At 70.9% G+C, this 26,891-nt stretch carries 25 protein-coding genes and 1 tRNA gene; 9 read left to right on the top strand and 17 right to left on the bottom strand.

Features of this window, described 5'->3' with window-relative positions; translation table 11 throughout:
- Window positions 1-102: 102 nt before the first annotated feature.
- A complete protein-coding gene (locus IE294_RS06585; RefSeq protein ID WP_014672445.1) occupies window positions 103-684 on the bottom strand; it encodes a TMEM165/GDT1 family protein in 582 nt (193 codons plus the stop codon).
- A 383-nt stretch (window positions 685-1,067) separates the two neighbouring features.
- Between IE294_RS06585 and IE294_RS06580 the strand changes: the two genes are divergently transcribed.
- Window positions 1,068-1,712 carry an HNH endonuclease family protein gene (locus tag IE294_RS06580; RefSeq protein WP_189883173.1) on the top strand — a complete coding sequence of 215 codons (645 nt, stop codon included), beginning with the start codon at window positions 1,068-1,070 and terminating at the stop codon, window positions 1,710-1,712.
- 10 nt (window positions 1,713-1,722) lie between these two features.
- On the opposite strand, the gene IE294_RS06575 is transcribed toward IE294_RS06580, so the two are convergent.
- The 3 genes from IE294_RS06575 to IE294_RS06565 all read right to left on the bottom strand — a co-directional run bounded on the left by IE294_RS06575 (window position 1,723) and on the right by IE294_RS06565 (window position 3,732).
- Complete coding sequence (locus tag IE294_RS06575) at window positions 1,723-2,334, bottom strand: DedA family protein (RefSeq protein WP_181140261.1); 612 nt, start codon at window positions 2,332-2,334, stop codon at window positions 1,723-1,725.
- Window positions 2,335-2,472: 138 nt separating this feature from the next.
- Entirely contained in the window at window positions 2,473-2,928 is a 456-nt protein-coding gene (locus IE294_RS06570; protein WP_189883171.1) for a DoxX family protein, read from the bottom strand.
- Between the two features lie 573 nt (window positions 2,929-3,501).
- Window positions 3,502-3,732: a DUF2277 domain-containing protein gene (locus tag IE294_RS06565; RefSeq protein ID WP_189883169.1), complete on the bottom strand. Its 231-nt coding sequence runs from the start codon at window positions 3,730-3,732 to the stop codon at window positions 3,502-3,504.
- A gap of 92 nt (window positions 3,733-3,824) precedes the next feature.
- On the opposite strand from IE294_RS06565, the gene IE294_RS06560 reads away from it, so the two are divergent.
- Together IE294_RS06560 and IE294_RS06555 are read left to right on the top strand one after the other, a co-directional pair.
- A complete protein-coding gene (locus IE294_RS06560; protein ID WP_189883167.1) occupies window positions 3,825-4,724 on the top strand; it encodes a ketopantoate reductase family protein in 900 nt (299 codons plus the stop codon).
- A gap of 166 nt (window positions 4,725-4,890) precedes the next feature.
- Window positions 4,891-5,232, top strand: coding sequence for a DUF8825 domain-containing protein (locus IE294_RS06555; RefSeq protein ID WP_189883165.1), 342 nt, complete (start codon window positions 4,891-4,893; stop codon window positions 5,230-5,232).
- A gap of 47 nt (window positions 5,233-5,279) precedes the next feature.
- Here IE294_RS06555 and IE294_RS06550 read toward each other — a convergent pair.
- Window positions 5,280-5,351: transfer RNA gene (locus IE294_RS06550), tRNA-Val, on the bottom strand.
- Between the two features lie 209 nt (window positions 5,352-5,560).
- Between IE294_RS06550 and IE294_RS06545 the strand changes: the two genes are divergently transcribed.
- The 3 genes from IE294_RS06545 (at window position 5,561) to IE294_RS06535 (ending at window position 8,512) form a co-directional block, all read left to right on the top strand.
- The gene (locus tag IE294_RS06545; protein ID WP_189883163.1) at window positions 5,561-6,331 is read left to right on the top strand and encodes a DUF4097 family beta strand repeat-containing protein; all 771 of its coding nucleotides are present in this window, start codon (window positions 5,561-5,563) and stop codon (window positions 6,329-6,331) included.
- A 74-nt stretch (window positions 6,332-6,405) separates the two neighbouring features.
- Window positions 6,406-7,800 carry a coiled-coil domain-containing protein gene (locus IE294_RS06540; protein WP_189883161.1) on the top strand — a complete coding sequence of 465 codons (1,395 nt, stop codon included), beginning with the start codon at window positions 6,406-6,408 and terminating at the stop codon, window positions 7,798-7,800.
- Window positions 7,801-7,879: 79 nt separating this feature from the next.
- Entirely contained in the window at window positions 7,880-8,512 is a 633-nt protein-coding gene (locus IE294_RS06535) for a DUF4383 domain-containing protein (protein WP_189883159.1), read from the top strand.
- On the opposite strand, the gene IE294_RS06530 is transcribed toward IE294_RS06535, so the two are convergent.
- From IE294_RS06530 to IE294_RS06520, 3 genes are all read right to left on the bottom strand, one after another.
- Window positions 8,500-9,603, bottom strand: a complete 1,104-nt coding sequence (locus IE294_RS06530) for an amidase domain-containing protein (RefSeq protein ID WP_189883393.1) — start codon at window positions 9,601-9,603, stop codon at window positions 8,500-8,502. The genes IE294_RS06535 and IE294_RS06530 overlap by 13 nt on opposite strands.
- 187 nt (window positions 9,604-9,790) lie before the next feature.
- Window positions 9,791-11,086, bottom strand: coding sequence for a polysaccharide deacetylase family protein (locus tag IE294_RS06525; protein WP_189883158.1), 1,296 nt, complete (start codon window positions 11,084-11,086; stop codon window positions 9,791-9,793).
- A 43-nt stretch (window positions 11,087-11,129) separates the two neighbouring features.
- Window positions 11,130-13,304 carry a transglycosylase domain-containing protein gene (locus IE294_RS06520; protein ID WP_229917045.1) on the bottom strand — a complete coding sequence of 725 codons (2,175 nt, stop codon included), beginning with the start codon at window positions 13,302-13,304 and terminating at the stop codon, window positions 11,130-11,132.
- Between the two features lie 211 nt (window positions 13,305-13,515).
- On the opposite strand from IE294_RS06520, the gene IE294_RS06515 reads away from it, so the two are divergent.
- Entirely contained in the window at window positions 13,516-13,737 is a 222-nt protein-coding gene (locus IE294_RS06515) for an FmdB family zinc ribbon protein (protein WP_079087989.1), read from the top strand.
- A gap of 51 nt (window positions 13,738-13,788) precedes the next feature.
- Here the strand turns inward: IE294_RS06515 and IE294_RS06510 are convergent, their stop codons facing one another.
- The 3 genes from IE294_RS06510 to IE294_RS06500 are packed head-to-tail and all read right to left on the bottom strand — an operon-like array spanning window position 13,789 to window position 18,275.
- Window positions 13,789-14,601 (bottom strand): HAD family hydrolase, encoded by an 813-nt coding sequence (locus IE294_RS06510; protein ID WP_189883156.1) that lies wholly within the window; start codon window positions 14,599-14,601, stop codon window positions 13,789-13,791.
- A complete protein-coding gene (locus IE294_RS06505; protein ID WP_189883154.1) occupies window positions 14,601-17,063 on the bottom strand; it encodes a phosphoribosyltransferase in 2,463 nt (820 codons plus the stop codon). The genes IE294_RS06510 and IE294_RS06505 overlap by 1 nt, the downstream gene beginning before the upstream one ends.
- Window positions 17,064-17,108: 45 nt before the next feature.
- Window positions 17,109-18,275: an HpcH/HpaI aldolase/citrate lyase family protein gene (locus tag IE294_RS06500; protein WP_189883152.1), complete on the bottom strand. Its 1,167-nt coding sequence runs from the start codon at window positions 18,273-18,275 to the stop codon at window positions 17,109-17,111.
- 175 nt (window positions 18,276-18,450) lie between these two features.
- On the opposite strand from IE294_RS06500, the gene IE294_RS06495 reads away from it, so the two are divergent.
- On the top strand, window positions 18,451-19,170 hold the full coding sequence (locus tag IE294_RS06495) for a TerD family protein (RefSeq protein ID WP_189883151.1): 720 nt from the start codon (window positions 18,451-18,453) through the stop codon (window positions 19,168-19,170).
- Window positions 19,171-19,193: 23 nt separating this feature from the next.
- Here IE294_RS06495 and IE294_RS06490 read toward each other — a convergent pair whose 3' ends face one another.
- The 6 genes from IE294_RS06490 to IE294_RS06465 all read right to left on the bottom strand — a co-directional run bounded on the left by IE294_RS06490 (window position 19,194) and on the right by IE294_RS06465 (window position 23,665).
- Window positions 19,194-19,931 carry a TerD family protein gene (locus tag IE294_RS06490; protein WP_189883149.1) on the bottom strand — a complete coding sequence of 246 codons (738 nt, stop codon included), beginning with the start codon at window positions 19,929-19,931 and terminating at the stop codon, window positions 19,194-19,196.
- 88 nt (window positions 19,932-20,019) lie between these two features.
- On the bottom strand, window positions 20,020-21,159 hold the full coding sequence (locus IE294_RS06485) for a DUF475 domain-containing protein (protein ID WP_189883147.1): 1,140 nt from the start codon (window positions 21,157-21,159) through the stop codon (window positions 20,020-20,022).
- A gap of 76 nt (window positions 21,160-21,235) precedes the next feature.
- Window positions 21,236-21,814, bottom strand: a complete 579-nt coding sequence (locus tag IE294_RS06480) for a TerD family protein (protein WP_189883145.1) — start codon at window positions 21,812-21,814, stop codon at window positions 21,236-21,238.
- A gap of 112 nt (window positions 21,815-21,926) precedes the next feature.
- Entirely contained in the window at window positions 21,927-22,502 is a 576-nt protein-coding gene (locus tag IE294_RS06475; RefSeq protein WP_100826004.1) for a calcium homeostasis/redox stress adaptation protein, read from the bottom strand.
- Window positions 22,503-22,640: 138 nt separating this feature from the next.
- Window positions 22,641-23,099, bottom strand: a complete 459-nt coding sequence (locus tag IE294_RS06470) for a peroxiredoxin (protein WP_014672466.1) — start codon at window positions 23,097-23,099, stop codon at window positions 22,641-22,643.
- A 128-nt stretch (window positions 23,100-23,227) separates the two neighbouring features.
- Window positions 23,228-23,665, bottom strand: coding sequence for a DUF3052 domain-containing protein (locus IE294_RS06465; protein WP_189883143.1), 438 nt, complete (start codon window positions 23,663-23,665; stop codon window positions 23,228-23,230).
- Window positions 23,666-24,060: 395 nt separating this feature from the next.
- Between IE294_RS06465 and aceE the strand changes: the two genes are divergently transcribed.
- Window positions 24,061-26,808: a pyruvate dehydrogenase (acetyl-transferring), homodimeric type gene (aceE, locus tag IE294_RS06460; RefSeq protein ID WP_189883141.1), complete on the top strand. Its 2,748-nt coding sequence runs from the start codon at window positions 24,061-24,063 to the stop codon at window positions 26,806-26,808.
- Window positions 26,809-26,891 lie beyond the last annotated feature (83 nt).

Here is a 26,891-nt window from a genome sequence, read left to right as displayed (position 1 = left end):
GTTTCCCCACGGTACAAAACCAGCCCGCGTTCCCGCCACCACCCCCGGCGAGCATTCACCCGGCGTTCGGCCCGGACCGGCCGCACGGCCGGGCCGTCCCGGTCAGCCGCGCACGGCCTCCCACAGGCTCCACACGCCGAGCGCCAGCATCAGCAGCGCCGCGATCTGCGTGATCAGCCGCAGCGGCACCCGCTTCATCAGGGCCTTGCCACCGACGATGCCGAGTCCGGCGACGGCCCACAGGCCCAGTACCGCGCCGAGGCCGACGGAGATCGGGTCGTCGTAGCGGGCGGCCAGGTTGGCGGTCATGATCTGGGTGAGATCGCCGAACTCGGCGACCAGGATGAGCATGAAGCCGGTCCCCGCGACCTTCCAGAACGACTGGTCGGCGGGCTTCTTGACCTCTTCGTCCTCCTCGCCCTTCTTCAGCAGGAGCATCGCGGCCCCGCCGAGGAAGAGGACGCCGGTGACGGCGTGCACGATCTGCTGCGGCAGCAGGGTCAGCACACTGCCGGCCGCGACGGCGAGCACGACGTGCAGCAGGAAGGCGGCGGCGACGCCCGCGAAGACGTACGAGGCGCGGTAGCGGGTGCCGAGGACGAGGCCGGCGAGCGCGGTCTTGTCCGGCAGTTCGGCGAGGAAGATGACGCCGAAGACGAGCGCCGTCACGGTGATGCTGATCAAGGTTCCTCAATCGGTCGGGCTGCCCCGCCGAGAGTGCGGTACGTCATGCGATGACACCTCGGCACGGCAGCACACTCGGCGCCCGCGCCGGGGGGCACGGGCGTGCACTGCTTGCCGAAGGTCTCGCTGGCGGACCCCGGTGAAACGCGGTCCGCCTCCGGGCGCCGGCTCAGGCTCGCTGAGCAGTATGTCGACGGTCCGGCGAAGAGCTACTCCCCTTCTGCGCTTCCCATCGTAAGGGATGTGAAAGTTCCGCCGTCAACCTTGTCGTGACATGCGCACGTCACTAACTTCTTACCGAGCGCTCACCCCCCGGCAACTCCGCCCCGCGAGCATTCCCTCGCTCCGGCTCCAACACCGCCACTCCACAAGGGAGTTCACGCATGCCGAAGTTCTACGCGCGTCGACGGACGAGCATACTCGCGGTCCTCACCGGCCTGATAGCCTCCGTCGCCCTGTTCAACTCCCCGAACGCATCCGCGGCCCTCCCCACGCCGGTCAGCGGCGCCACCGCCCGCAGCTACCTCTCCCAGCTCACCGTGGCCACCGAGAACCGCACCGGCTACAGCCGCGATCTCTTCCCGCACTGGATCACCATCAGCGGCACCTGCAACACCCGCGAGACGGTCCTCAAGCGGGACGGCTCGAACGTCGTGACCGACTCCTCCTGCGCCGCGACCAGCGGCAGCTGGTACTCCCCCTACGACGGCGCCACCTGGACCGCCGCCGCCGACCTCGACATCGACCACCTCGTGCCGCTGGCCGAGGCGTGGGACTCCGGCGCGAGCACGTGGACGACCGCGCAGCGGCAGGCGTTCGCGAACGACCTCACCCGGCCCCAGCTGATCGCCGTCACCGACAACGTCAACCAGGCCAAGGGCGACCAGGACCCGGCCACCTGGGTGCCGTCCCGGTCGGCGTACCTGTGCACGTACGTGCGGGCGTGGGTGCAGGTGAAGTACTACTACAACCTCTCGGTCGACTCCGCCGAGAAGAGCGCGCTGACGAACTACCTGGCCGGCTGCTGAGCCGGGGCGCTCAGGAAACCGGACGGCGGCGCATCAGGAAGGCCGCTGCCGCGCCGGCGCCGAACAGGGCCGCCACCGAGACGCCCGTGGCCAGCCAGGTGGCGCCCAGCCACTGGGCGCCGTAGTAGCCGAGGGCCACGCTGTAGGCGGCCCAGGACAGGCCGGCCAGGGCGGACCAGGGCAGGAAGTCGCGGACGCGGCGGTGGGCGGCACCGGCGCAGAAGGAGACGACCGAGCGGCCGGCGGGGGCGAAGCGGGCGAGGACGACCAGCGCGCCGCCACCGCGGGCCAGGGCGTCACCGAGGCGTTCCTGCGCGGTGGTCAGCCGCCGGGAGCGGGCTATCGCCCGGTCCAGCCGTTCCCCGCCGCGCCAGGCCAGCCGGTACGCCACCAGGTCGCCGAGGACGGAGGCGGTCGCGGCGGACAGGATCAGGGCCAGGATGTCCGGCACCTCGTGCGGGACCTGGCCCGCCGCGCCCGAGCCGGCCGCCGCCGCCGTGCCGGCCGTGATGACGAGCACACCGCTGGGCAGGACGGGCAGGAACACGTCGAGCAGGACCGACAGGGCCACCACGGCATAGATCCACGGCCCGGCCGCCAGCGACCCCACGCTCTCGAACACCACGACTCCCGACACTCCCCCGTTGACAGCCATACAGCGTACGCCGGGGGTGTGACAGGAGGTTCGCGGGGGGCTCGCGGGACGATCACGGACGGTTCACGGGCGGCGGGCCGCCTGACGGCCCGGCCGGCCGGGCCGTCAGGCGGCCACCGGGGACTGCTCCGGCGCGTGCTCGCCGTCCTCCGCCGCGCGGCGGACCAGGAGCCGGTCCAGGCCGAAGGCGCCGGAGCCGGTGAAGACGAGCAGGAAGAACGCCCAGCAGAACAGGGCCGACAGCTCGCCGCCGTTCTGTATGGGCCACAGGGCGGCCTGCTGGTGGACGTCGAAGTAGGCGTACGCCATCGAGCCGGAGGCGATCAGCGCGGCACCGCGGGTGCCGAGGCCGAGCGCCACCAGGCCGCCGGCGACCAGCTGGATCACGGCCGCGTACCAGCCGGGCCAGGCGCCGGTCGCGAGGGTGCCGCCGTCGGTGCCTGCGGCGCCGCCGAGGACGCCGAACAGGGAGGCGGCGCCGTGCACCGCGAAGAGCAGGCCGAAGACGACGCGGAAGAGCCCGATCACATAGGGCTGAGCGGAATTGAGGCGTGCGGACATGGAGAGATCTCCTCTTCGGTGACGGTCGGGCCGGCCGGGGACGGAGAAGGCCGGTCGTGGGGACGGCAGTACCGAACAGGTGACCTAGGTTAGGGGTGCCTAACGAGTACTTGCAAGTTCAACATTCGGCCATGGCGCCGGCGGCCCGGCGGCCCGGCGCCGGGCACCGCGCCCCGCGGCCCCGTCCGCGCCACCGCGTCGGCGTCCGACGGCGTGACCGGGTCCGCCCCTGGCCGGGCGCCCGCCACGGGCACAGAGGGCACGTCTTCCGCGAGCTTCCCGGAAGCCGACATCCCTACACATGCGCACCTTTGATGGGCCGTCAAGCAGTACGGCCGCCCGCGCCACGTCCAGCCCACCTGTCTCATAACCGTCCACGGCGTGCGGTCGGCAGCCCTTCGCGGGCACCGCCTCGGCCGTGCGCCGCACAGCGGGATGACCGCGCCTGCATGGGAGGCGTCACACGCCGAGTACGCCGAGTACGCCGAGTACGCCGAGTACGCCGAGTACGCCGACAGGCGGGTGCCCGGCGCCCCCGGCCGGCCGGCCGCGGCCCCGGCGCCCTTCGGGGCGCTACCCCCCTCGCCGCACCGACTGCCCCCGCACCTCCAGCTCCCCGAGCAGCTCCGTCGTGGCCCGCGCCACCGCTTGCACCGCCTTGTCGAAGGCCTCGCGGTTGTGGGCGGCGGGGGCCCGGAAGCCCGAGATCTTCCGCACGTACTGCAACGCGGCCGCGTGGATGTCCTCGTCCGTGGCCTCACCGGGCAGCACGGGCGGACGCAGCGTCTTGATGCTCCGGCACATGCGCCCAGTCTCGCGCGCCCCGCCGTGCCCTGCGATGATCTGCGCGAAGGCGGCCACCGACACCCGGGGCCGACCGTCGAGAGGACAACTTCATGACGCACCCCCTCACCGTGGCCGTCCTCGGCCCCGGCGGCACCGGTGGCCTGCTCGCCGCCCTGCTGTCCCGCTCCGGGCACCGCGTGATCTGCCTGGCCGGCGAGGCCACGGCCGACACCCTGCGCGGTACCGGCATCACGGTCCGCAGCCCGCAGTTCGGCGACTTCACGGCCGCCGTCGACGCGGACACCGAACTGCGCGAGCCGGTGGACGCCTGCCTGGTCACCGTGAAGCACACCGCGCTCGGCGACGCCCTGACCCGGGTCCCGCCCGCCGTCCTCGGCGACGCCCTGGTCGTCCCGCTGCTGAACGGTGTCGAACACCCCGGGACCCTGCGCGCCCGCTACCGTCCCGACCGGGTCGCCCCGGCCGTGATCCGCGTGGAGTCCACCCGGATCGCCCCGGGCGTGATCGAGCACGGCAGCCCGTTCACGGAGATGGACCTCGCCGGGGACGCCGTACCCCGCGCCCGGCTCGACGCGCTGGCCGCCCACCTCACCGCCTGCGGTACGACCACCCGCGTGGCCGGGGACGAGACGGCGGCCCTGTGGGCCAAGATGGCGTTCCTCGCCCCGTTCGCCCTGCTCACCACCCGGTACGGCGTCCCGCTCGGCGTGGCCCGCACCCGTCACCGGGACGAACTCCAGGCGCTGGTCGCGGAGACCACCGCGGTCAGCCGTGCCTGCGGCGCCCCGGCCGACCCGGCCCAGGCCCTGGCCCGGTACGACGCCTTCCCGCCCACCGCCAAGTCGTCCATGCAGCGCGACGCCGAGGCGGGCCGCCCGCTCGAACTGGACGCCATCGGCGGGGCGCTGCTGCGCGCGGCCGAGCGGCACGGGGTACCGGTGCCGGTGGCGGCACGGCTGGTCCGGGAGCTGCGGGACTCCGCCCCCTGATCCGGCGCCGCCCTCCCCGCCCCGCCGGGAGCCCAGGGGCAGGGGCGGTCGGCGATCACGTGCTCGCCGGACGCCGTACGCCCCGCGCCACCCGTTCGGCTGAACCTCCCCCCTGACCCCGCGGACGGCCTCGCCCCCGTAAATCGAACAGGCGTAGCATTGCCGCGTGGCTACGACCTATGAATTCCCCAGTGACCTCCTCGCCGGCCAGGAGGAGCTGCATCAGGTCCGGGCCGAGCTCTCGGCCCTGCTCAAGCGGCTGCCCTGGTCGGTCGAGCCGATGGACGGCTTCAGCGACGACACCGGCTGGCGCAAGGTGGAGCGGCCCGCGTCCCCCGGCTGGACGGAGGACGAGCAGGCCGAGGTGGAGAAACTGCGGCGGCGCGAGCACGAACTCGCGGTCTTCGTCAGCACGCACCGCTTCTGGGCCGAGGTCGCGGCGGCGGACCGCGTGGAGGCCCGCTCCCGGCTGAAGCACGCCCACGAGACGGCGGCGGAAGGGGAATAGCGCAAGGAAACGGCCCCTCGGAAGACTGCTCCGAGGGGCCGGACCGGTGGGCGCGGACGGTTTCGAACCGCCGACATCCTGCTTGTAAGGCAGGCGCTCTACCCCTGAGCTACGCACCCGGGACAGGTGGACAGCCTACCTTGCCCGAGCGACTGCCCTGCACACCGGACAGGGGGGTTAACCCCACCCCGTTCCGGGAGGCCGCCGGATCGTCGGCGCGGGCCCGCGGGCCCTAGCGTCGGCCTCGACCGAAGCACTCCGGCGCCGCGTCCCGCGCGCCGGATCAGACCGGTGCACGCCGTGGAGCCGGTTCAGGGGGAGACATCACATGGTCCGTTCGCTCTCGTTCCGCGCGGCCCGGCCCGCCGTGCTCGCCGGTGCGCTCCTCGCGGGGCTCACCGCCTGTGGCGCCTCCGCCGGCGACGACACACATCCGGATCACCGGTCCTTCGCGCTGCACGGCCGTACCCTCACCGTCGACTCCGACGACTCGGCGCTGGAGATCGTCGCCGCTCGGGGGCAGAAGGCCGGCACGGTCGGGGTGACCCGCTGGTTCGAGGGGTCCGTGGTCGCCGGCGGCGAACCCGAGGTGCGGTGGTCCATGGACGGCGACCGGCTCGTGCTGCGGGTGCACTGCTCCGGGATCATCGCCGACTGCTCGGCCCGGCACCGGATCGAGGTGCCGCGCGGGGTCGGCGTCACGGTCGTGAACGAGGACGGCGCCGTGCGGGCCTCCGGGTTCCGGGACCCGGTCAGCATCCACGTCAGCGACGGCGCCGTGCGCGTCACCGACACCAGCGGCCCGCTGGACCTGCGGGCCGACGACGGATCGGTGCGCGCGGTGGTCTCCTCGCGCCGGGTGAAGGCCGCCACCAGCGACGGCTCCGTGGACGTCGAGCTGACCGGCCCGCCGGACCTGGTCGACGTCCGCAGCGACGACGGATCGGTGACGGTCGGCCTGCCCAAGGGCGCGTACCGGGTGTCGGCGGGGGCCGACGACGGGTCGGTGACGGTGTCCGTGCCCCGCGACGACAGCAGCCCGCACCGGGTGTCGGCGCACACCCAGGACGGGAAGGTCACGGTGCGCACGGCGAACTGACCGGCCCGTGTGTTCGTCTTCAACGGGTGGGAGAATGACACCACCCAGGGCGGACCACAGCACGGGAGAGGGATGTGACGGCGACACCGGGCACGCCAGCCAGCCAGCCGTACCCGCCGCCGTCCACCGCACGCGCCCGGCGCGGCCCCTCCCCGCTGCGGGACGCCCTCGCGCTGCTCGGCCTGCCGGTGCTGGCCGCGCTCGCGCTGCCCGCCGCCTTCGCCGGCGGCGGCACCCGGCGCTGGTTCGGCGGGCGGGCGGAGAGCCACCGGGCCGACGCGCAGGCCGCGAAGGACGCGGCGGCGACGGCGTTCTACGAACTCGACACCGCGCAGCGGGATCTGCGGATCTCGGTGGAGACCGTCTCGGCGGTGGACGACTCCCCCGCCGCCCGGCGGGCCGTGTCCGACTTCGAGGCGCTCGGACGCCGGATCGACGAGGCCAGCCGGCGCTACATCCAGGCCGTGGACGCCCACGACCTGGACCGGCACGACCTGGAGGCCGGCACGGCGGCGCGGGCGCGGGCCGAGCTGACCGCGGCCAAGGACGAGCTGGACCGGGTCCGGCAGGAGCTGGACCGGTTCGGAAGCTCGCTGGAGCCGCTGCTGGGCAAGGCGGAGACGCAGCTGGCCCGGCTGGCGCCCGCCGTGGAGCGGGCCCGGCAGTCGCTGCTGGCGGCGAGCAACGCCCTGGACGCCGTGCGGGAGCGGAACCTGCGGGCCGACGAGCTGGCCGCGCGGCTGGCGGCCCTGTCGCCGGAGCTGACCAAGCTGAACCAGGGTGCCGGGCGGCACGGGGTGCAGGCGACGCTGGAGCGGGCCGAGCGGGTGCAGCGGGAGGCCGGGGCGGTCCTGGCGGAGGCGGAGCGGCTGCCGGAGCGGGCGGCCGAGACCGACCACCGGCTGGTCAGCCTGCGCACCAGGGCCCAGGCGCTGACCACGCGGGCCGGACAGGTGGAGCCGGTGCTGAGCGAGCTGCGCCGCCGCTTCACCGCCGCCTGCTGGCAGGACCTCCAGCACGTGCCGGAACAGGCCGCGGAGAACGTACGGCAGGCCGAGCTGAAGCTCCGGGAGGCGCAGGCGGCGCGGGACGCCCAGCACTGGGCGGACGCGACCTCGCTGCTGTCGACGGTGCGCGCCCTGCTGAACGCCACCGACGAGGCGGTGTCGGCCGCCGGTGACCGGCTGGCCAGGCTGAACGCGGTGCAGAAGGATCCGCAGGCGGAGATCGAGCGGACCCGGTTCGCGATCCGGGACGCCCAGCGGCTGGCCATGACGGGCCGTACGACCCCCGATCCGCGGCACGCCCGGCCGCTGGACGACGCGGTGGCCCGGCTGGAGCGGGCGATCGGCGCCCTGGAGGGGCGGCACCCGGACTACTGGCACTTCCTCACCGAGACGGAAGGGGTGCGGCAGACGGTGGCGCGGGTGGTGGCGCAGATCCGCGAGGAGCGCGGCGCCGGGCACTGACGTGCGTGTTGCCGGGTGCTGTGCGGCAGCGGATATTAAGAGGACGGATGGCCTCCGCTAGCGCCCGAGGGAGGCGGACATGGCCACACACGCGGTGCACACGAGGAAGGCCGAGGAACGACGGCCCCGGCTGGACGACCATCTGCCCGTCGACCACCGGCTCAACCAGGTCTACCGGATCGGCGCCGGCCTCATCGGCGGATTCCTGGTCGCCTTCGGCATTCTCGGTTTGATCGACCAGATCGGCTTCTTCAGCACGGGCGGCAACACGGTCGCCGGGCTGAACTCCAACGGCGCGCTGAGTGTGCTGTCGATCGTCATCGGCGCGGTGCTGCTGGCCGGCATGGTGATCGGCGGGAACCTCGCGTCGACCCTGAACATGGTCCTCGGCGTGCTGTTCCTGCTGAACGGCTTCTTCTTCCTCGGCCTGCTGGACACCGCCAGCAACTTCCTGGCGTTCAAGATCCAGAACGTGTTCTTCAGCTTCATCGTGGGCCTGCTGCTGATGACCTTCGGCATGTACGGCCGGGTCGGCCACAACCTGCCGCACGACAACCCCTACTGGCGGGCCCGCCACCCCGACGCCCCCCCGCAGGAACAGCGGACGCCGCCCGAGCAGCTGACGCGGCAGGAGCGGCGCCCGCGGGACGAACAGCGGGAGGGGCCGGAGCAGCGGGGCCCGCGGCAGCCTGGACCGGGTCAGGTCCTGTAGGCGTAGAACGCCGCGTTCGGGTACGAGGCGACGAGGCTGGCCACCGACCGGTTGTACGTGTTGGTCGAGTGGTAGCTCACGTACGGCACGCCCCGGCTGTCCCGGTTCGTGACGATCATCGAGTGGTCCTTGGACCCGTCCCGGTTGAAGTCCATCTGGAGCACGTCGCCGAGGTCCATCTGGTAGACGTTGGCGAGGCTGGTGGCGCGCTTCGAGGACAGGGCGAACCAGGAGAACTCGTTGACGCCGACGAACGAGTCGGACTGGATGTCGGCGGTGCCGAACCACTTCTTCCAGTCGTACGTGTAGCCGGGCACGTGCTTCCAGCCGCCGGCCTTGAGGACCTGGCTGACGAAGTTGGTGCAGTCGCCGCCGGCCCCCTGCCCGTTGAAGTCCGGGTAGGCCGGGTTGTACTTGTTCCAGTACTTCTGCGCGTACGCGACCATGGCCTTGTAGTCGTAGCCGGTCGCGGAGAAGTTCTTCTTGTTGACCGGTGCGGGCCAGGTGGTGGCGGCGCGGGCCGCGGAGGGCGGGCCGTCGTCCGCGGTGGCGGTCTTCGCCGAGGTGACGGCGGGCTTGGCGACCTGGTTCACCGCGAGGTAGCCGTCGTCGGTGTCCCGGATGCCGGTGAGCCGCCAGGTGCCGTGCCGGTCGGCCTGGAAGGTCAGCTCGTGGTGGGCCTGGAAGCCGGTCGACTTGGGACCCTTGGCGGTGGCCTCGCCGTAGGTCAGCGACGTGGTCTCGGTGACGGCTACCTTGGCGTGCCGGCCCTTCACCCGGGTCGCGTCGAGCGTGACCTTGGTGCTGCCCGCGCGGTACGTCTCGCCCAGCCGGGCCAGCCGGCCGCGGCGGTCACGCAGCTCGTCCAGCGCGGACTTCTCCTGGCGGGTCTGCCCGCCGGACAGGCGCACGGAACCGGAGAAGCCGGACGTGTGCCGGGTCTCCGCCTTCCCGGCGCCCTCCACGAGGGCCTGCGTGCGGTCGGTGAAGACCGCGTCGGCCAGCCGCTGGAAGGTCGCTTTGGTCGCCGCGTCCACCGTCGGGTCGTCGGTCACCGCCGCACCGGCGCTCCAGTTGGGCACCAGGGCCACGCCGGCGACCACCGAGGCGGCCGCGGCGGTGACTATGCCCGTGCGGCGCCGCCCACGGCTCAGTCTTCTAGATCTCAATGATGTTCCCCTCTACGCCGGTACACCTACCGGGCGAGGGGCATCTTCGCACGCCGTGTGCGTCGGTTGTGAAGGGGGTTGCACAAGTGGAATCCCCCGTGCGCGCCCGTCACTTGACGACCGTCGACCAGTCGGGCGACTGGGCCGGGTCGAGGCTGCGCAGGGCGGCCAGGGTCTGCGGCTTCTGCGCGTCGAGCCAGTCGGACAGCTCCTTGAAGGACACGCACTTGACGCCCTCCTTGGTGCAGACGTTCTTGACCACCTGGTCGATGGACTTCATGTAGATGCCGCCGTTCCAGTCCTCGAAGTGGTTGCCGATGAACAGCGGGGCCCGGCTGCCGTAGTACACCCGGTTGAAGCCGGCCATGTAGGAGTCGACGGTCTGCTGCTGCCACTGGGGGAACTTGGCCGGGTCGCCCTGGGTCTCACCCTCGGACTGGTTGTACAGGAAGTTGAAGTCCATGGACAGGCCCTGGTACTTGCCGCTCTCGTACGGCAGCATCTGGAGCGGGAAGTCCCATATGCCCTTCTTCTTCGACGGCCATATCTGGAAGTCGCCCGGTGAACTGGCGTCGTAGCGCCAGCCGTAGTCCTTCATGGCCTTCAGCAGGTTCGGCTGCCCCTCCAGGCAGGGCGCCCGGCCGCCGGTGACCTCCTTCTTGAAGTCGAAGGGCAGCGGCGCGAGGTCCTTGAAGCCGGTGTTGGTCTTCCAGTGCTCCACGAAGGAGTAGAACTGGTCGATCTCGCTCTTCCACTCCTCGACGCTCCAGTCGCCGCCGCCCTTGGCGCCGCAGAAGTGGCCGTTGAAGTGGGTGCCGATCTCGTTGCCGTCCTCGTACGCCTTGCCCAGCTGCTCCACCGTCGTGCGGATGTGGTCGTCGGTGGCGTAGTCGATGGCGGCGTCGCCCGGGGAGTGCATGGGGCCGTGGTACTGGGACTTCTTGCTCTTGGGCAGCAGGTAGATGCCGGTGAGGAAGAAGGTCATGTGGGCGTTGTACTCCTTGGCCAGCTCCCGGTAGTGCGAGAACAGGTGGTCGCTGCCCTCCAGCGCGCCGTCCCAGGAGAAGACCACGAACTGCGGCGGCTTCTCACCGGGCTTGAGCGGCACCGGCTTCAACTGCCCCTTCTGCGGCCCGGTGTAGGAGGTGGAGCCGTCCCCGAGCACCTTGGTCCTGCCGTCCCACTCCGGGGTCGGACTGGCCTTCGGCGCGCTCTTCCGTCTCTTGCCGGCCGCGGCGGCCGGTGTGCTGTTGCCGTCCGTGCCGGACAGCGCCAGGAACCCGGCGACCAGCGAGGCGACGACGAGGAGGGCGGCCAGCGTCAGAACCTGCGGCCGGGTGGCGCGGGGCGCGCTGCGGCTGCGGGGGGCTCGGCGGCGGCCTGACGACGACATCTTGCGGGGCATGCGCGGCTCATTCTGCGGAAGGGGAGGGGGTACGGGCCCCGGCTCAGCCGAGACCCGTCGCTGCCGACCAGAGGGCATACGGGACGCTGTGGGCGGACGAGCCGGCCAGGCCCTTGAGCGGCAGTGGCTCCAGGGACTTGGCCAGGTCGATCCGGTAGACGACGATCGCGGTGGACACGGAGTCGGCCGTGCCGACGTACCAGGCGGCGGTGTCCTTCTCGGTGGTGCCGGCCTTCCCGGACACCCCGGCCCGGCCGGCCGCCGCCTCCGGATGGGCGGTGCGGAAGGAGTCGGTGAGCGCCTCCGTGACCTCCTCGGCCACCTTGGCGCCGACCGCGCGCTCCGGGCGCGGGGTGGCCAGGGGGACCGGGGAGCCGTTGCGGGTGATCCGGCGCACCGAGTACGGCTCGGTGTGGTTGCCGCCGGCGGCGAAGGTGGCGTAGCCGCCGGCCATCCGGATCGCGCTGGGGGTGGAGTTCCCCATCGACAGGGCCGGAACCCGGGGGCCGATGCTGGAGGACAGCAGCCCGGACGCCACGGCGGTCTGGCGCACCTTGTCCAGGCCGGTGTCCATGCCGAGCTGCATGAACGGCGTGTTCACGGACCGGGCCACGGCCTCGCGCAGACTGATGTCCCCGTACGACCGGCCGCCGTCGTTGTGCGCGGCGACCTTCTTGCCGCTGCGGTCCCAGTACGGCCCCTCGGGGGTGGTGACGGGCACGCCGTCGTCGCCGTCGTAGACGCTGTCGGGGGTGACGGGGGTGGCGGGTCCGGTGCGCGTCTTGTGCACGCCGTGTTCGAGCCCGGCGGCGTAGACGAACGGCGTGAACGCGGTGCCGGCCGGGACGGTGGTCGCGTTGGACTCGTTGTAGCCCTGGGTACGGTGGTCGGGGCCGCCGTAGACGGCGAGGATCCGGCCGTCCGCGGCCACCGAGGCGGCGCCGTAGTGGCCGTTCTTCGCCGCCGCCGGGTTGTCCTGCCTGGCCTGCTTGCGGGCCTTGGTGACGGCGTCGGTGAGGGCCTTCTCCCGCTTGCGGTCGAAGGTCGTGTAGATCTGGTAGCCGCCCAGGTCGAACTGCTTGTCCGTCAGGTGCCCGGCCTTCTTGGCGTACTGCGAGGCCAGCTCCACCAGGTAGTCGCTCTGCGCACCGGTGTTGTACAGCGGGTTGCTCTTCAGCGGCTCGGGGAACTCGGTGTACTTCGCCCGTTCCTGCGGCGACAGCTTGCCGATCTTGACCATGCGGTCGAGGATCCAGGCCCAGCGCTCCACGGCCCGCGCGTGGTTGGCCTTGCTGAGCGTGGGGTCGAACAGGCCCGCGCCCTTGAGCAGCCCGGCGAGCATGGCCGCCTCGGAGGCGTTGAGCTTGCCGACGTCCTTGCCGTAGTACGCCTGGGCGGCGCGCTGGATGCCGTAGCTGCCGCGGCCGAACCAGCTGGTGTTGAGATAGCCCTCCAGGATCTGGTCCTTGCTCATCCTGTTGTCCAGTTTGAGGGCGATCATCGCTTCGGTGAATTTGCGGCTGATGGTCTGGTTCTGCGTCAGATAGACATTCTTGACGTATTGCTGGGTAATGGTCGATCCGCCCTCGGTGTCCCCTTGTCCCAGCGTGCGGAACACCGCCCGGGTGATGCCTCTGGCGGATATGCCCGGGTCCGAGTAGAAACTCTCGTTCTCCGCCGCGAGCACCGCCCAGCGGACGTCCGGGGGGATGTCCTTCAGCGGCATCGCCTGCCGCTGCACCCAGCCCGTACGGGCCATGGGCGTGCCGTCGGACCAGAAGTAGACGTTGTCCTGCTGGGTGGCGTACGAGTTGAGGTTCTGCGGTATGTCCGTCAGCGCGTACGCGGTGACGAGGAACGCGCTGAGCAGACCGAACGAGGTCAGGGTGGCGCCGAGCCACTGGCGCCAGGAGGGCATCCAGCGGCGCCAGCCGGTGCGCCCGGGGCGCGGGTACACCGGCTTCAGGCGGCGCGCGTACGGGGCCAGCGGGCCGAGCAGCCGGACGACGGCGCCCAGGGCCGCCCTCGCGGGCGCGACGCGCTCCCGTCCGGCGGAGCGCGCGTCACGCCGGCGTTCGGCCCGGCCGCCGCCCGGAGCGGGCGGCTCCGGCGGCGGGGGCACGCGCAACTGCATGGTCTGGTCCGCCCTGAGGGCGTCCACTCTCAGATGCAGCGTCTCATCGGCGTCCAACGGCTCCTCGCCACGGCCACCCCCCATGGGGCCGTCCTCCCCCTGCGACGCATCGGTCACGCCTGCGTCTCCCTCCGCACTCGGTCTTGCTCGCGCGGGTGAGCTGAGCATCCTCGCAACGGCGTTCACAAATTATCAGTAACGTTTTCGAATGCCCTGCACATATGCCGGATAGAAAGCAACGCTCGTGAAACATTGAGACGTCCCCGGCCGGGGCCTTGACGGCTAACCTGGGGCCATGCCTCGTTACGAGTACCGCTGCCGGACCTGCGGCGACACGTTCGAACTCAACCGGCCCATGGCCCAGTCCGCCGCCCCCGCGTCGTGCCCCGCGGGGCACGACGACACGGTGAAGCTCCTGTCGACGGTGGCGGTGGGCGTGTCGAACAACACGTCCGCGCCCGCGCCTTCGCCGAGGGCCGGTGGGGGCGGGTGCTGTGGGGGCGGGTGCTGCGGGTAGCCGCCACGGGGGTGCCGTGCGGGGCCGCACGTCGATGCGGCCCCGCACCCCTCAGGTCGGCTGCCGTGCCGCCCTCAGGAACTCCCGTAGGATCCGCTCTCCCGCCAGGACACCGCGTTCCGGGAGGGAGCTGATCCGCGGGGCCGTCCAGTCGGTGTCGGCGAGTTCGCCGTGGCCGGGGCGCCAGCCCCGGTCGGCGGCCAGCAGCAGGTCGGCGTCGAGCAGGGAGTCCCCGGCGGCCAGCGTCAGCTGCGCGCCGGTGCGCCGGGCCACCTCACGGACGGCCGCGCTCTTGGTGAGCGGCTTCGGCACGGCGTAGATCTTGCGGCCTTGCAGGGACACCGTCCAGCCCCGGTTCTCCGCCCACACCGCGAGCTCCTTCACCCAGTCCCCGGGCAGCAGTTCGCGCTCCACCACGAGGTAGGCGAACAGGTCCTCGGCGATCCGGTGCTTGCGTACCCACACCGGGTCGGCGGACCGCAGCAGGTACTCGCTGACCTCCGCCAGCGGCGCGCACTCGTCGGCGAGCCGTGCCTGGACGCCCGCGTGCCAGTCGTCGTCGGTGACCCCGTCGACCAGCAGATGGCCGCCGTTGGCGCAGATCGCGTACGCCGGCGGCGGGCCCGGCAGGTTGATCCGCTGGTACTGCTTGCGCGTCCGGGTGGTCGTCGGCACGAAGACGGCCGTGTCGCCGAGGTCGGTGAGCAGCTGGGCCGCGGTCTCGGTCATGTAGGACAGCGGCTTGGCCTCGTGCACCTCCACGCACAGCAGCCGGGGCGCCCGCGGGTCCGGCATGGTCAGCGCGAGGGCCGCCGAGGAGTAGATCAGCGTGCGGTCCAGGTCGCTCGCCACCAGCACCGGCATCAGACGTTCACCGCCCTGCCGTCGGCGCCCGTGGCGCCCCGCGTGTACTGGGGGTGGATCAGCCCGACGCAGGTGTACGGCAGGTCGTCCACCTCCTCCACCGGCACCCCGCGCTGCTCGGCGAGCAGCCGCACATGGGCCAGGTCCGCGCCCGCCCCCGCCCGCGCGAGGATCTTCCACGGCACCCGCCGCAGCAGCACCCGGGTGGTCTCGCCGACGCCGGGCTTGACGAGGTTGACGTCGTGGATGCCGTACTCCTCGCTGATCCGCTCGACCGCCCGCCAGCCCTCCCAGGTCGGGGTGCGGTCCGCGGCCGGCAGTTCCTTCACCGCGCTGTCCACGCCCTCGGCCACCTCGGGGAAGCGGGCGGCGACGGCGTCGAGGAAGGCCACGGAGACGTCCGCGCCCGCGAGTTCCCGGTAGAACTTGGCGCCGTGGAAGTCGTGCGGACCGACCAGGTCGGCGCGCAGCACCGTGCGGGAGATCAGCCCGGAGACGGTCGAGTTGAGGCACGCGGAGGGGATGAGGAAGTCCTCGCGGGTGCCGTAGGTGCGTACGCAGGAGCCGGGATCGGCGAGGACCGCGATCTCCGGGTCGAATCCGCTGACGCCCTCCTTCCGCTCGAACTCCTCGACCGCTTGGGCGAGTTCACGGGTGATCGCGCCCTTGCCGGTCCAGCCGTCGACGAACACGACGTCCCGCGGGTCGTGGTGGGCGGCCAGCCAGCGCAGCGCGTTGGCGTCGATGCCCCGGCCGCGCACGATCGACACGGCGTAGTGCGGCAGGTCGAGGCCGTGCCGGAACCGGGCCCAGCGGCGCATCAGGATGCCGACCGGGGTGCCGGCGCGGGCCAGGGAGACCAGCACCGGACGGGGCGACCGCTCGGTGAGGACGGTCTCGGTCACGACACCGACGGCCCGCGCGAGGCGGGCGGCGGAGGCGTCCAGGGCCGCGTGGAACAGCTCCTGGTACCGCGCGCTGGGCTGGTACTCCACCGGCAGCGACTCGGCGTAGTGCGCGCCGCCGCTCTGGATGGCCTCCTCCCGCTCCTCCGTCGGTGCCTCCAGGGTCACGTCGGAGAGGTCCTGGAGCAGCCAGCCGACCTCCTCCGGCGCGTACGAGGAGAACGCGGGGCCACGGAGGGGCTCGGGCAGCATGGCCGGCCTTTCGGGAGCGTGCGGAACGTACGAGGGTACGACCGCGAGCAGGACGTGCGGGACATGCGCGGCGAGGGCGGCCGGCAGGCCGTCGGGCGCGCGCAGGACGGGGGTGTCGGCGACGGAGTCGACCACGGCGACGACGGCGTCGAAGCCGGCGCCGGCCACGTTGTAGGCGTACCGCTCGCCGGGCCCGTCGGCCGGGTCGTCGTGGGCCGGGAAGACCAGGCGGCTGCGGATCGCGTAGCCGGGGTCGTCGACCGCGAGCACGGGCGACCGGGTCGTCGTGGAGAACCGCACATCGGCGTCCGTACCCCGCTCCACCTCCTGGGCGAGCCGCAGCGGAACGTACATCAGCTCCTCGGACCCGAGCACCAGGACGCGCCGGGCCCCGGCAGGCAGGGCCGCGCGTATGCGCCCGGCCATGGCGGGAAGCGCCGCTTCGAGCCGGGCCCGGTGGGCGGGGGTGAAGCCGTGCCGGCCGCCGTCGGGGAGACCGGGGGGCCAGTGCAGGTCGACCTCGGTGACCCGGCCCGGCTGGTGCGCCCCTCCAGGGGCGCGAGCGACCGCGCTCGACCCGCACCCGGCGGACTCGTGGTGGGCCACCAGTTCCTGCCCCTTCTCCAGCACCCCCTCCGGCAGTCGTACGGTCCCGGACGCAGCGGCGATCACCTCGACCCGGGCTCCGATCTCCCCCGCGAACCGCTGGAGGCGAGCGGTGTCCTCGGCCGACCGCATGTCGACCAGAGCGACCACCACGTACCGCCGCCGCGGATACCGCGCGTGCAGGTCACGCACGGTGTTCAGCACGGTGTTACCGGTGGAGAACTCGTCGTCCACCAGCACCAGCGGCCCGTCCCCGGCCAGCAGGGCGGGGTCCTCCGGCAGCAGGAGGTGCGACGTGGCATGCGAGTGCGACTCCTCGAAGCCGCCCGCGGGGGCGACCCCGGGAACCGCCCGCCGCGTGGAGTGCAGATACGGCACCGCGCCGAGCCCGTCGGCGACCGCGTGCCCCAGCCCCGTCGCGGTCTCCGCGTAGCCGAGGACGACGGCCCCGGCCCCTTCCTCGCCGAGCAGCGCGGCGACCCGCCGGCCCAGGCGGAAGCCGTACCCGTACACCACGGCCGGCGACTGGGGGACGTGCTTGCCGAGGACGTTGGAGACCAGCAGGTGCGCCCGCTTGGGGTTGCGCCGCAGCGCGAGCCCGAGCAGGGCCGGCAGCCCGTCGTCGCCCACGAGTCCGACCCCGAGTCGCTCGGCGACCCAGCTGCCGGACCAGACCGCGTCGTTCACTGCGTTGTTCATTCGTTCCTTGGAGAGGCGGAGGTGGAAGTGGAGGTGGAGAGACGTTCAGCCGGGTATGCCGGCGGCGAGCAGTTCCACGAAGCCAACGTCCTCGTTGGCGACGCCGAACACCTCGGCGCGCAACAGGGTCCGCTCGGCCCAGGCGCGGTGCGGTTTCACTTCGTTCATCTTGTTCGTGTAGGCCGACCGGAGTACACCCCCGCCGCCGCGTTCCGGCCGCAGGATGTCCTGGGCGTCGCTGAACTCCTCGTGGCTGACCACGGAGAGCGCGTGCACGGGCAGGACGTGGGACGGGTGGATGCAGGTCTTGCCGAGCAGGCCGTTGGCCTGGTCGAGGGAGATCTCCCGGAGCAGTCCGTCCATGGCGTGTTCGATCAGCTTCTCGCGCAGGGAGACGGCCTGCACCTCCAGGAAGGGGCTCTGCCTCAGCTGCGGCTTGAACATGCGTTCGGAGAGACGGAAGTACTCCCAGACCGGGCCGGTGACGGTGAAGCCGGTGCCGTCGGCGCGGCCGAGCATGTTCACGACGTCGGCGATCACGGAAGCGACGATCTGGACGTCGTAGGCGGTCATGTCGGGGGCGCGGCGCAGGCCGTAGGAGGAGCAGAAGTCGGTCACGCCGAGGCGGAGGGCCAGCACCCGGTCCCGGTACTTGCCGACCGCGCGGGAGATGCCCTCCAGGGTCTCCACCCGGGACTCGCGGTAGAGCAGTTCGGGGGACTCCAGGACGGGCATGGCGAAGAGCCGCCGGCCGCTGCTGTTCTCGGCCGCGGTCAGGGCCTCCAGGAAGGGGATGCCGCGTTCCTCGGTGAACTTGGGCAGCACGAACCCGGACAGCAGGCGCACGGCGGGGCCGAGGCGGCGGACCAGGTCCGGTATCTGCTCCGGGGTGCGCACCCGGATGAACAGCAGGGGCGGCTCCGCGTCGGGCCGGGCGGCGAGGTCGGCGAACTGCCGGACGAGGTTCTCCTCCCCCGGCTCGACGTCCGCGTCGTCGATCGAGTCCTCCAGGCACAGCACCATCGAGACCACGCCGTTGTCGGCCTGTTTGACGATGTCGTCGGCGAGCCGGGGCCGGGTGGCCGGGCTGTACAGCGTGGCGCCCAGGGCCGCGGAGAGCAGCCGGGCCGGGGAGTCGGCGGTGAACGCGCACGGCTCCTGGTGGAAGAGGCGCTGCCGCACCTCGGGGGCGATGTGCCCGAAATGACGCATAGGACTCCCTAAGGGCGCGAGCCGAGCCTCTGGGTTGGGTAAAAGGTGGCCGGTAATAGTACGTGGGGATCCGTGTCCGGGGTTCCCTGTGGACATGAATTCCCGGTAACTCGCCCATGTCGGCGGCACCGCCCCCGCATTGTCGTGACCAGGACCGAGAGGGCAGGATGACCGCATGACGCACACGATGCTGAAAGGGTCGAACGTCCCGCTGGAGGCCACCACGGTGCGCGCCGTGCTGCGCTGGACGCCCGGGCAAGGGGTCCCGGACGTGGACGCCTCGGCGCTGCTGCTGGGTCCGGACGGCCGTGTGCGCTCCGACGAGGACTTCGTCTTCTACAACCAGCCCCGGCACCCTTCCGGGAAGGTGTGGCGGCTCGGCAAGAAGCGGATCGCCGAGGGGCTGACGGACACGATCCAGACCGACCTCTCCGGGGTGGAGCCGGGGGTCGGCCGGATCCTGCTGGTCGCCTCCGCGGACGGGGTCGCCTTCGACCAGGTGCCGGCGCTGTGCGTCCTGCTGTACGACGCGGCGGTCGCCGACGGGGAGCCGCTGGCCCGGTTCGAGATCAAGCCGGAGACCGGCGCGGAGACGGCGCTGATCTGCGGTGAGCTGTACCGGCGCGGGGAGGGCTGGAAGTTCCGGGCGCTGGGTGAGGGCTACTCGAACGGGCTGAAGGGGCTCGCCACGGACTTCGGGATCTCGGTGGACGAGTCCGAGATGGAGGGGGAGCCGGCCTCGTCCCAGCCGTTGCCTCCGGAGCAGCCGACGGCCGCGGTTCCGGCACAGCCGCCCGCCTACGGCTATCCGCAGCCGATGTCGGCGCCGGCGGCTGTGCCGGGGGACCCGTACTTCCGGCTGCCGCCGCAGGGGCCGCAGTTCCTCGGGCGGTAGTCACCCCGGGAAGCGACCGGTGGTCACCTGTCCACCTTCGTCTTGAAGCCCCTGCCCCACTGGAGGCCCCAGCCGTAGAGGCGGTCCAGTTCGCCCTGGAAGCCGTAGACGAACTTCACCTCGCGGCGGACGATCAGTTCGCCCTTGACGTTCTCGATCATGACCACGGCGCAGGAGCGGGCCTGGGGGTGGCGTTCGTCCAGGCCTATCTCGATGCGGGGGCCGTTGCTGGGGTAGAGGGTGACGACGGCGTGCGTACGGTCGAAGGCGGGGGTCTGGTCGTAGATGTAGACGAAGACCAGCAGTCTCTTCAGGGCGTCCCGGTGGTCGAGGTTGACGTACATCGTCTCGCCGGACGCCGAGCCGAACCGGTCGTCGCCGCTGAGTTTGATGTACGGCGGTGCGTTGACGTCGCCGAGGTAGCCGCCGAGGGGCTGTACGACCCCCTTCGTACCGTCGGTCAGTTCGTACAGGCAGCCGAGGTCCAGGTCGACGTTGACCATGCTCTGGCCGTGGCCGAGGACCTCCGGAGGCTTCAGGGCCCTGAAGGGGTGCCGGAACAGGCTGGTGCGCTGGACTCCGTCCAGGTCGGAGGTCCGCATCCGCCAGGAGAGGTTGACGCGCAGGTGGCCGGTGGCCGCTTCCTGCTTGGTGAGGGACACCGTCTGGTGCCGCCTGGTCAGTTCTATGGCGTTGCTCGACGCGTTGCCCGAGTCGAAGTCGGCGGCGCGCCCGCCCAGCAGTCCGTCGAAGAAACCCATTCCCGCCCCCAGCTACCTGTTGTGACGCCGGCGGGGCGGCCGACCGTGCCGGCCGCCCCGCTCAGAGCGTTCCTCACCGTCCGGGGTGTCACACCCCGGAGGAGACCTCGGCCTTCTCGTCGCTGCCCTCGCCCGCCGCGGCCAGAGCGCGGTTGCGGCGGACGGAGGAGAAGAAGGACGCCGCGATCAGGACGACGCCGACGAGACCGGTGACGACCTCGTTGATCTCGTGCTGGATGGTGACCATCAGGATCACGGCGAGGGCGCCGATGGCGTAGTGGGCGCCGTGCTCCAGGTAGACGTAGTCGTCGAGGGTGCCCTGGCGGACCAGGTAGACCGTCAGCGACCGGACGTACATGGCGCCGATGCCGAGGCCGAGGGCCATCAGGACGATGTCGTTGGTGATGGCGAAGGCGCCGATCACGCCGTCGAAGGAGAAAGAGGCGTCCAGGACCTCCAGGTAGAGGAACATGAAGAACGCGGCCTGGCCGGCCAGGACGATCGCGGGCTTCCGCTTGCCGGTGCGGGCGGCCTCTTCCTCCTCCTCGTGCTCGCGCTCCTCCTCTTCCTCCAGCTTGTCCTCGAAGTAGCCCGAGAGGCCGCCGACGACCATGTAGGTGATCAGGCCGGCGATACCGGCGATCAGGACCGTCTGGGCCTTGTCCACGTGGGCGCCGCCGTGCTGGTGGGCGTGGGTGGCGAAGGTGAACGACGTGATCAGCAGGACGACCAGGGCGATGCAGACCGACAGCATGTCGACCTTGCCGAGCTTGGCCAGGGGCCGCTCGATCCAGCGCAGCCACTGGATGTCCCGGTCCTCGAAGATGAAGTCGAGGAAGATCATCAGCAGGAACATGCCACCGAACGCGGCGATCGCCGGGTGGGCGTCGGTGACGAGCTGCTGGTAGTGGTCCTTGTTGTTGAGCGCCAGGTCCACGGCCTCGATCGGGCCCATCTTGGCGCTGATCGCGACGATGACGACGGGGAAGACCAGCCGCATGCCGAAGACCGCGATGAGGACACCGACCGTGAGGAAGATCTTCTGCCAGAAGGCGTTCATCTTCTTCAGGATCCCGGCGTTGACCACCGCGTTGTCGAAGGACAGCGAGATCTCCAGGACGGCCAGGATCGCCACGATGCCGAAGGCGGTCCACCCCCCGTAGAACGCCGCCGCGACCAGACCGAGCGCGGTGACCGCGAACGACCAGCCGAAGGTTTTCAGAAGCACTGGCTACCCCATCATGTGTGGGGGGCACCTCCCAGACGGAGTCCGGGGGAGGGTCTCCCCTGAGTCGTACCGAGTTTTACGAAACGTTGACTCCGAAGTCTAGAGCGATGCCCCGCAGACCCGACGCGTACCCCTGACCCACCGCTCGGAACTTCCACTCTCCCTGGTGGCGGTACAGCTCGCCGAAGATCATGGCGGTCTCGGTGGAGGCGTCCTCACTGAGGTCGTAGCGGGCCAGTTCCTGGCCGTCGGCCTGGTTGACGACGCGGATGAAGGCGTTGGAGACCTGGCCGAAGGTCTGCCCGCGCTCGTCCGCCATGTGGATGGAGACGGGGAAGACGATCTTCTCGCACTGCGGCGGCACCTTCGCGAGGTCCACCAGGAGCGACTCGTCGTCGCCCTCGCCCTCACCGGTGAGGTTGTCACCGGTGTGCTCCACGGAGCCGTCGGGGCTGGTGAGCTGGTTGTAGAAGACGAACCACTCGTCGCCCAGCACCCGGTTGCCGGCCCCGCACAGCAACGCGCTGGCGTCCAGGTCGAAGGGGGCGCCGGTGGTGGACCGGGCGTCCCAGCCCAGTCCGATCATGACGTTGGTGAGGTTCGGTGCGGCCTTGGAGAGGGAGACGTTGCCTCCCTTGGCGAGTGTGACACCCATGACGCTGGTCCTCCCCTGGTGGTGCTTCCCTGGTTGTCCTGCACGTCCGGCGCCGCCCCTAAACGGGACGGCGCCGGTCTCACGGGCCGTGCGGCCTCACATGCCGTTCGTGTCAGACGTTGACGCCGAAGTCCTGCGCGATGCCCCGCAGGCCCGACGCGTAGCCCTGGCCGATGGCGCGGAACTTCCACTCCGCGCCGTGCCGGTACAGCTCGCCGAAGACCATGGCGGTCTCGGTGGAGGCGTCCTCGCTGAGGTCGTACCGGGCGATCTCCTGCCCGCCGGCCTGGTTCACGACGCGGATGAAGGCGTTGCGGACCTGGCCGAAGGACTGCTGGCGGTTCTCGGCGTCGTAGATCGACACCGGGAACACGATCTTTTCGACGTCGGCCGGGACACCGGCCAGATTGACCTTGATCTGTTCGTCGTCGCCCTCGCCCTCACCGGTGAGGTTGTCACCGGTGTGCTCGACCGAGCCGTCGGGGCTCTTGAGGTTGTTGAAGAAGACGAAGTGCTGGTCGCTCGCGACCTTGCCGGAGTTGTTCAGCAGCAGCGCGCTGGCGTCGAGGTCGAAGTCCGTGCCGGTCGTCGTGCGCACGTCCCACCCCAGGCCGACGATGACGGCGGTCAGGCCCGGGGCCTCCTTCGTCAGCGATACGTTGCCGCCCTTGCTGAGGCTGACTCCCACGGGTCCTCCATGTGGTGTTCGGGGGCGGGGAGCCCCGTCGTGCTTCGGATATGGGATCAACGTGCCGATCCTAGTGACGGGTTCCCGCGCCCCGCAGACCCTGGACCCGAAGAATCACAGGTGTCGCCCGCGGCCCGTTCACAGGGTGTCGAGCGCCTTCACGTAGTCGTTCAGGTCGCGGGCGTCCGGCAGGCCGTTGACCACGGTCCACCGCACGACACCCTCCTTGTCGATCACGAAGGTGCCCCGGACGGCGCAGCCCTTGTCCTCGTCGAAGACGCCGTACGCGCGCGAGACGTTGCCGTGCGGCCAGAAGTCGCTCAGCAGGGGGTACTCCAGGCCCTCCTGCTCGGCGAAGACGCGCAGGGTGTGGATGGAGTCGTTGGAGACGGCGAGCAGCTGGGTGTCGCGGTCCTCGAACTTCGGCAGGTTGTCGCGCAGCTCGCACAGCTCGCCGGTGCACACGCCGGTGAAGGCGAAGGGGTAGAAGAGCAGGACCACGTTCTTCGCGCCGCGGAAGTCCGAGAGCTTCACGGTCCGGCCGTGGTTGTCCTTCAGCTCGAAGTCGGGTGCCTTGTCGCCGACCTGGATCGCCATCGTCGTGCTTCCCTTCGGTGGGCTGTTCGGATGAGAGCGCTGAGGCTCGGTTCCACCCTACGCAGCGGTCACCGGGGACTCCCGGACGGGCTGGGGCGATTTCCAGCCCGTCCGGCGTCCGAGGACGGTCACCTCTTGGACTTGGCCGCCTTCGGCGTCGCCAGCCGGCTGCCGCTCCAGTCCTTGCCGACGCTGACGCTCTTCGAAGCGGTCAGGCCGGCCGTCGTGGCGGCGTCCTGGATGTCGCTCGGCTCCACGTACCCCGAACGGCCGGTCTTCGGCGTGAGGAGCAGGATCGCGCCGCCCTCTTCGATGTACGTGGTGGCATCCACCAGCGCATCCGTCAGGTCGCCGTCGTCGTCACGGAACCACAGCACAACGGCGTCGGCCACGTCGTCGTAGTCCTCGTCCATGAGGTCGCCTGCGATGGTTTCCTCGATGACCTCGCGGAGCTCCTGATCGACGTCGTCGTCGTAGCCGATCTCCTGGACCACCTGCCCGGGCTGGAACCCCAGCCTGGCGGCAGGGTTCGTCCGCTCCTCCGCGTGGTCCGCGGTCGCGCTCACGGGTTGCCTCCTGATCATGTCTTGGTAAGTATCTCAGCCACGCGCGTGCGCGAAGCATTGGCCGTAGTCCACACGGGCGGGGCGGATCGCGCAAGTACCCGGCCGTCGGGACCGCCGAAACGGTGACGATCCCGGCCGTGTCGCCGCAACTCCCAGCACCGTATCTCGATTCCGCGCCCCCCACATCACGCCGATGCGCCCGGTTTGTCACGTTCGGAATCATCCAGCGTTACGTCACTCGAACAACTTTGCCAAACACGTCACACCCCGGGCGTATCGTTGCGTTTTGACCGGTACAGATGACGGTGCGGATGACGTACGCCTTCCCGAGGTACACGATGGGGAACGGTGTAGGCAGGTGCAACAACTTGGCCCTCTGACAGGTAAGGAACAGCGTGGCTTCCGGATCCGATCGCAATCCGATCATCATTGGCGGCCTTCCGAGTCAGGTTCCTGACTTCGATCCCGAAGAGACCCGGGAGTGGCTCGACTCCCTGGACGCCGCCGTCGACGAGCGCGGCCGGGAGCGGGCCCGCTATCTCATGCTGCGTCTGATCGAGCGCGCCCGCGAGAGGCGCGTGGCCGTACCCGAGATGCGCAGCACGGACTACGTCAACACGATCCCCACCAAGAGCGAGCCGTTCTTCCCGGGCAACGAGGAGATCGAGCGCAGGATCCTGAACGCGACCCGCTGGAACGCGGCCGTGATGGTCTCGCGCGCCCAGCGCCCGGGCATCGGCGTCGGCGGCCACATCGCCACCTTCGCCTCCTCCGCGTCGCTGTACGACGTCGGCTTCAACCACTTCTTCCGCGGCAAGGACGAGGGCGACGGCGGCGACCAGGTCTTCTTCCAGGGCCACGCCTCCCCCGGCATCTACGCGCGCGCATACCTGCTCGACCGGCTCACCGAGGAACAGCTGGACGGCTTCCGGCAGGAGAAGTCGAAGTATCCCGACGGCCTGTCCAGCTACCCGCACCCGCGCTCGATGCCGGACTTCTGGGAGTTCCCGACGGTCTCCATGGGCCTCGGCCCGCTCGGCGCGATCTACCAGGCGCGGATGAACCGGTACATGCAGGCGCGCGGCATCGCCGACACCTCCCGGTCGCACGTGTGGGCGTTCCTCGGCGACGGCGAGATGGACGAGCCGGAGTCGCTCGGCCAGCTCTCCCTGGCCGCCCGCGAGGGCCTGGACAACCTGACCTTCGTGGTCAACTGCAACCTCCAGCGGCTGGACGGCCCCGTCCGCGGCAACGGCAAGATCATCCAGGAGCTGGAGTCGGTCTTCCGGGGTGCCGGCTGGAACGTGATCAAGCTGATCTGGGACCGCACCTGGGACCCGCTGCTCGCGCAGGACCGGGACGGCGTGCTGGTCAACAAGATGAACATCACGCCGGACGGCCAGTTCCAGACGTACGCCACCGAGTCCGGCGCGTACATCCGCGAGCACTTCTTCGGCGACGACCTGCGCCTGCGCGCGATGGTCGAGAACATGACCGACGAGCAGATCCTGCACCTCGGCCGCGGCGGCCACGACCACCGCAAGATCTACGCGGCGTTCACGGCGGCCAAGGAGCACAAGGGCCAGCCGACGGTCATCCTGGCCAAGACGATCAAGGGCTGGACGCTGGGCCCGAACTTCGAGGGCCGCAACGCCACGCACCAGATGAAGAAGCTGACGGTCGACGACCTCAAGCGCTTCCGGGACCGTCTGCACCTGCCGATCTCCGACAAGGAGCTGGAGTCCGGTCTGCCGCCGTACTACCACCCGGGCCGGAACTCGGAGGAGATCCAGTACATGCACGACCGCCGCAAGGGCCTCGGCGGTTACGTCCCGACCCGCGTCGTCCGCTCCGAGCCGCTCGCCCTGCCGGACGCCAAGGCGTACGCGACCGTGAAGAAGGGCACGGGCCAGCAGTCCATCGCGACGACCATGGCCTTTGTACGCCTCCTCAAGGACCTCATGCGGGACAAGGAGATCGGCAAGCGCTTCGTGCTGATCGCACCGGACGAGTACCGCACGTTCGGCATGGACTCCTTCTTCCCGAGCGCGAAGATCTACAACCCGCTCGGCCAGCAGTACGAGTCGGTCGACCGCGAGCTGCTCCTGGCCTACAAGGAGTCGCCGACCGGCCAGATGCTGCACGACGGCATCTCCGAGGCGGGCTGTACGGCGTCGCTGATCGCGGCGGGCTCGGCGTACGCCACGCACGGCGAGCCGCTGATCCCGGTGTACGTCTTCTACTCGATGTTCGGTTTCCAGCGCACGGGTGACCAGTTCTGGCAGATGGCCGACCAGCTGGCGCGTGGATTCGTCCTAGGTGCGACCGCCGGTCGTACGACCCTGACCGGTGAGGGCCTCCAGCACGCGGACGGCCACTCCCAGCTCCTGGCCTCCACCAACCCGGCGTGCGTGGCGTACGACCCGGCGTACGCGTACGAGATCGCGCACATCGTGCAGGACGGTCTGCGCCGGATGTACGGCAGCTCGGCCGAGCACCCGCACGGCGAGGACGTCTTCTACTACCTCACCGTCTACAACGAGCCCATCCAGCACCCGGCCGAGCCGGCGGGCGTGGACGCCGAGGGCATCGTCAAGGGCGTCTACCGGCTCAGGCAGGGCACGACCGGCTCCGTCCCGGCACAGATCATGGCGTCGGGCGTGGCGGTCCCCTGGGCCCTGGAGGCGCAGCGGCTCCTCGGCGAGGAGTGGAACGTCAGGGCCGACGTGTGGTCCGCGACCTCCTGGAACGAACTGCGCCGCGAGGCCGTGGAGTGCGAGGAGTACAACCTGCTGCATCCGGAGGAGGAGCAGCGGGTGCCGTACGTGACGCGGAAGCTCAGTGGCGCCGAGGGGCCGTTCGTGGCCGTGTCCGACTGGATGCGATCGGTTCCGGACCAGATCGCGCGCTGGGTGCCCGGTACGTACCAGTCCCTGGGCGCCGACGGCTTCGGCTTCGCCGACACCCGGGGCGCGGCGCGCCGGTTCTTCCACATCGACGCCCAGTCGATCGTGGTGGCGGTGCTGACCGAGCTGGCCCGCGAGGGCAAGGTCGACCGCTCCGTACTCAAGCAGGCCATCGACCGCTACCAGCTGCTGGAGGTCTCGGCGGCGGATCCGGGGGCGGCGGGCGGCGACGCGTAGCCGGTGCCCTTGGCTTCGGCCGACAAGGGCGGTGAGGGTCGTGGGGAGCTGCGGGTCGGCTGGGGTTGATCGCGCAGTTCCCC

Source organism: Streptomyces canarius (assembly GCF_014650735.1).
Classification (GTDB): domain Bacteria; phylum Actinomycetota; class Actinomycetes; order Streptomycetales; family Streptomycetaceae; genus Streptomyces; species Streptomyces olivaceoviridis.
This window is presented reverse-complemented; position numbering and strand designations above follow the sequence as displayed.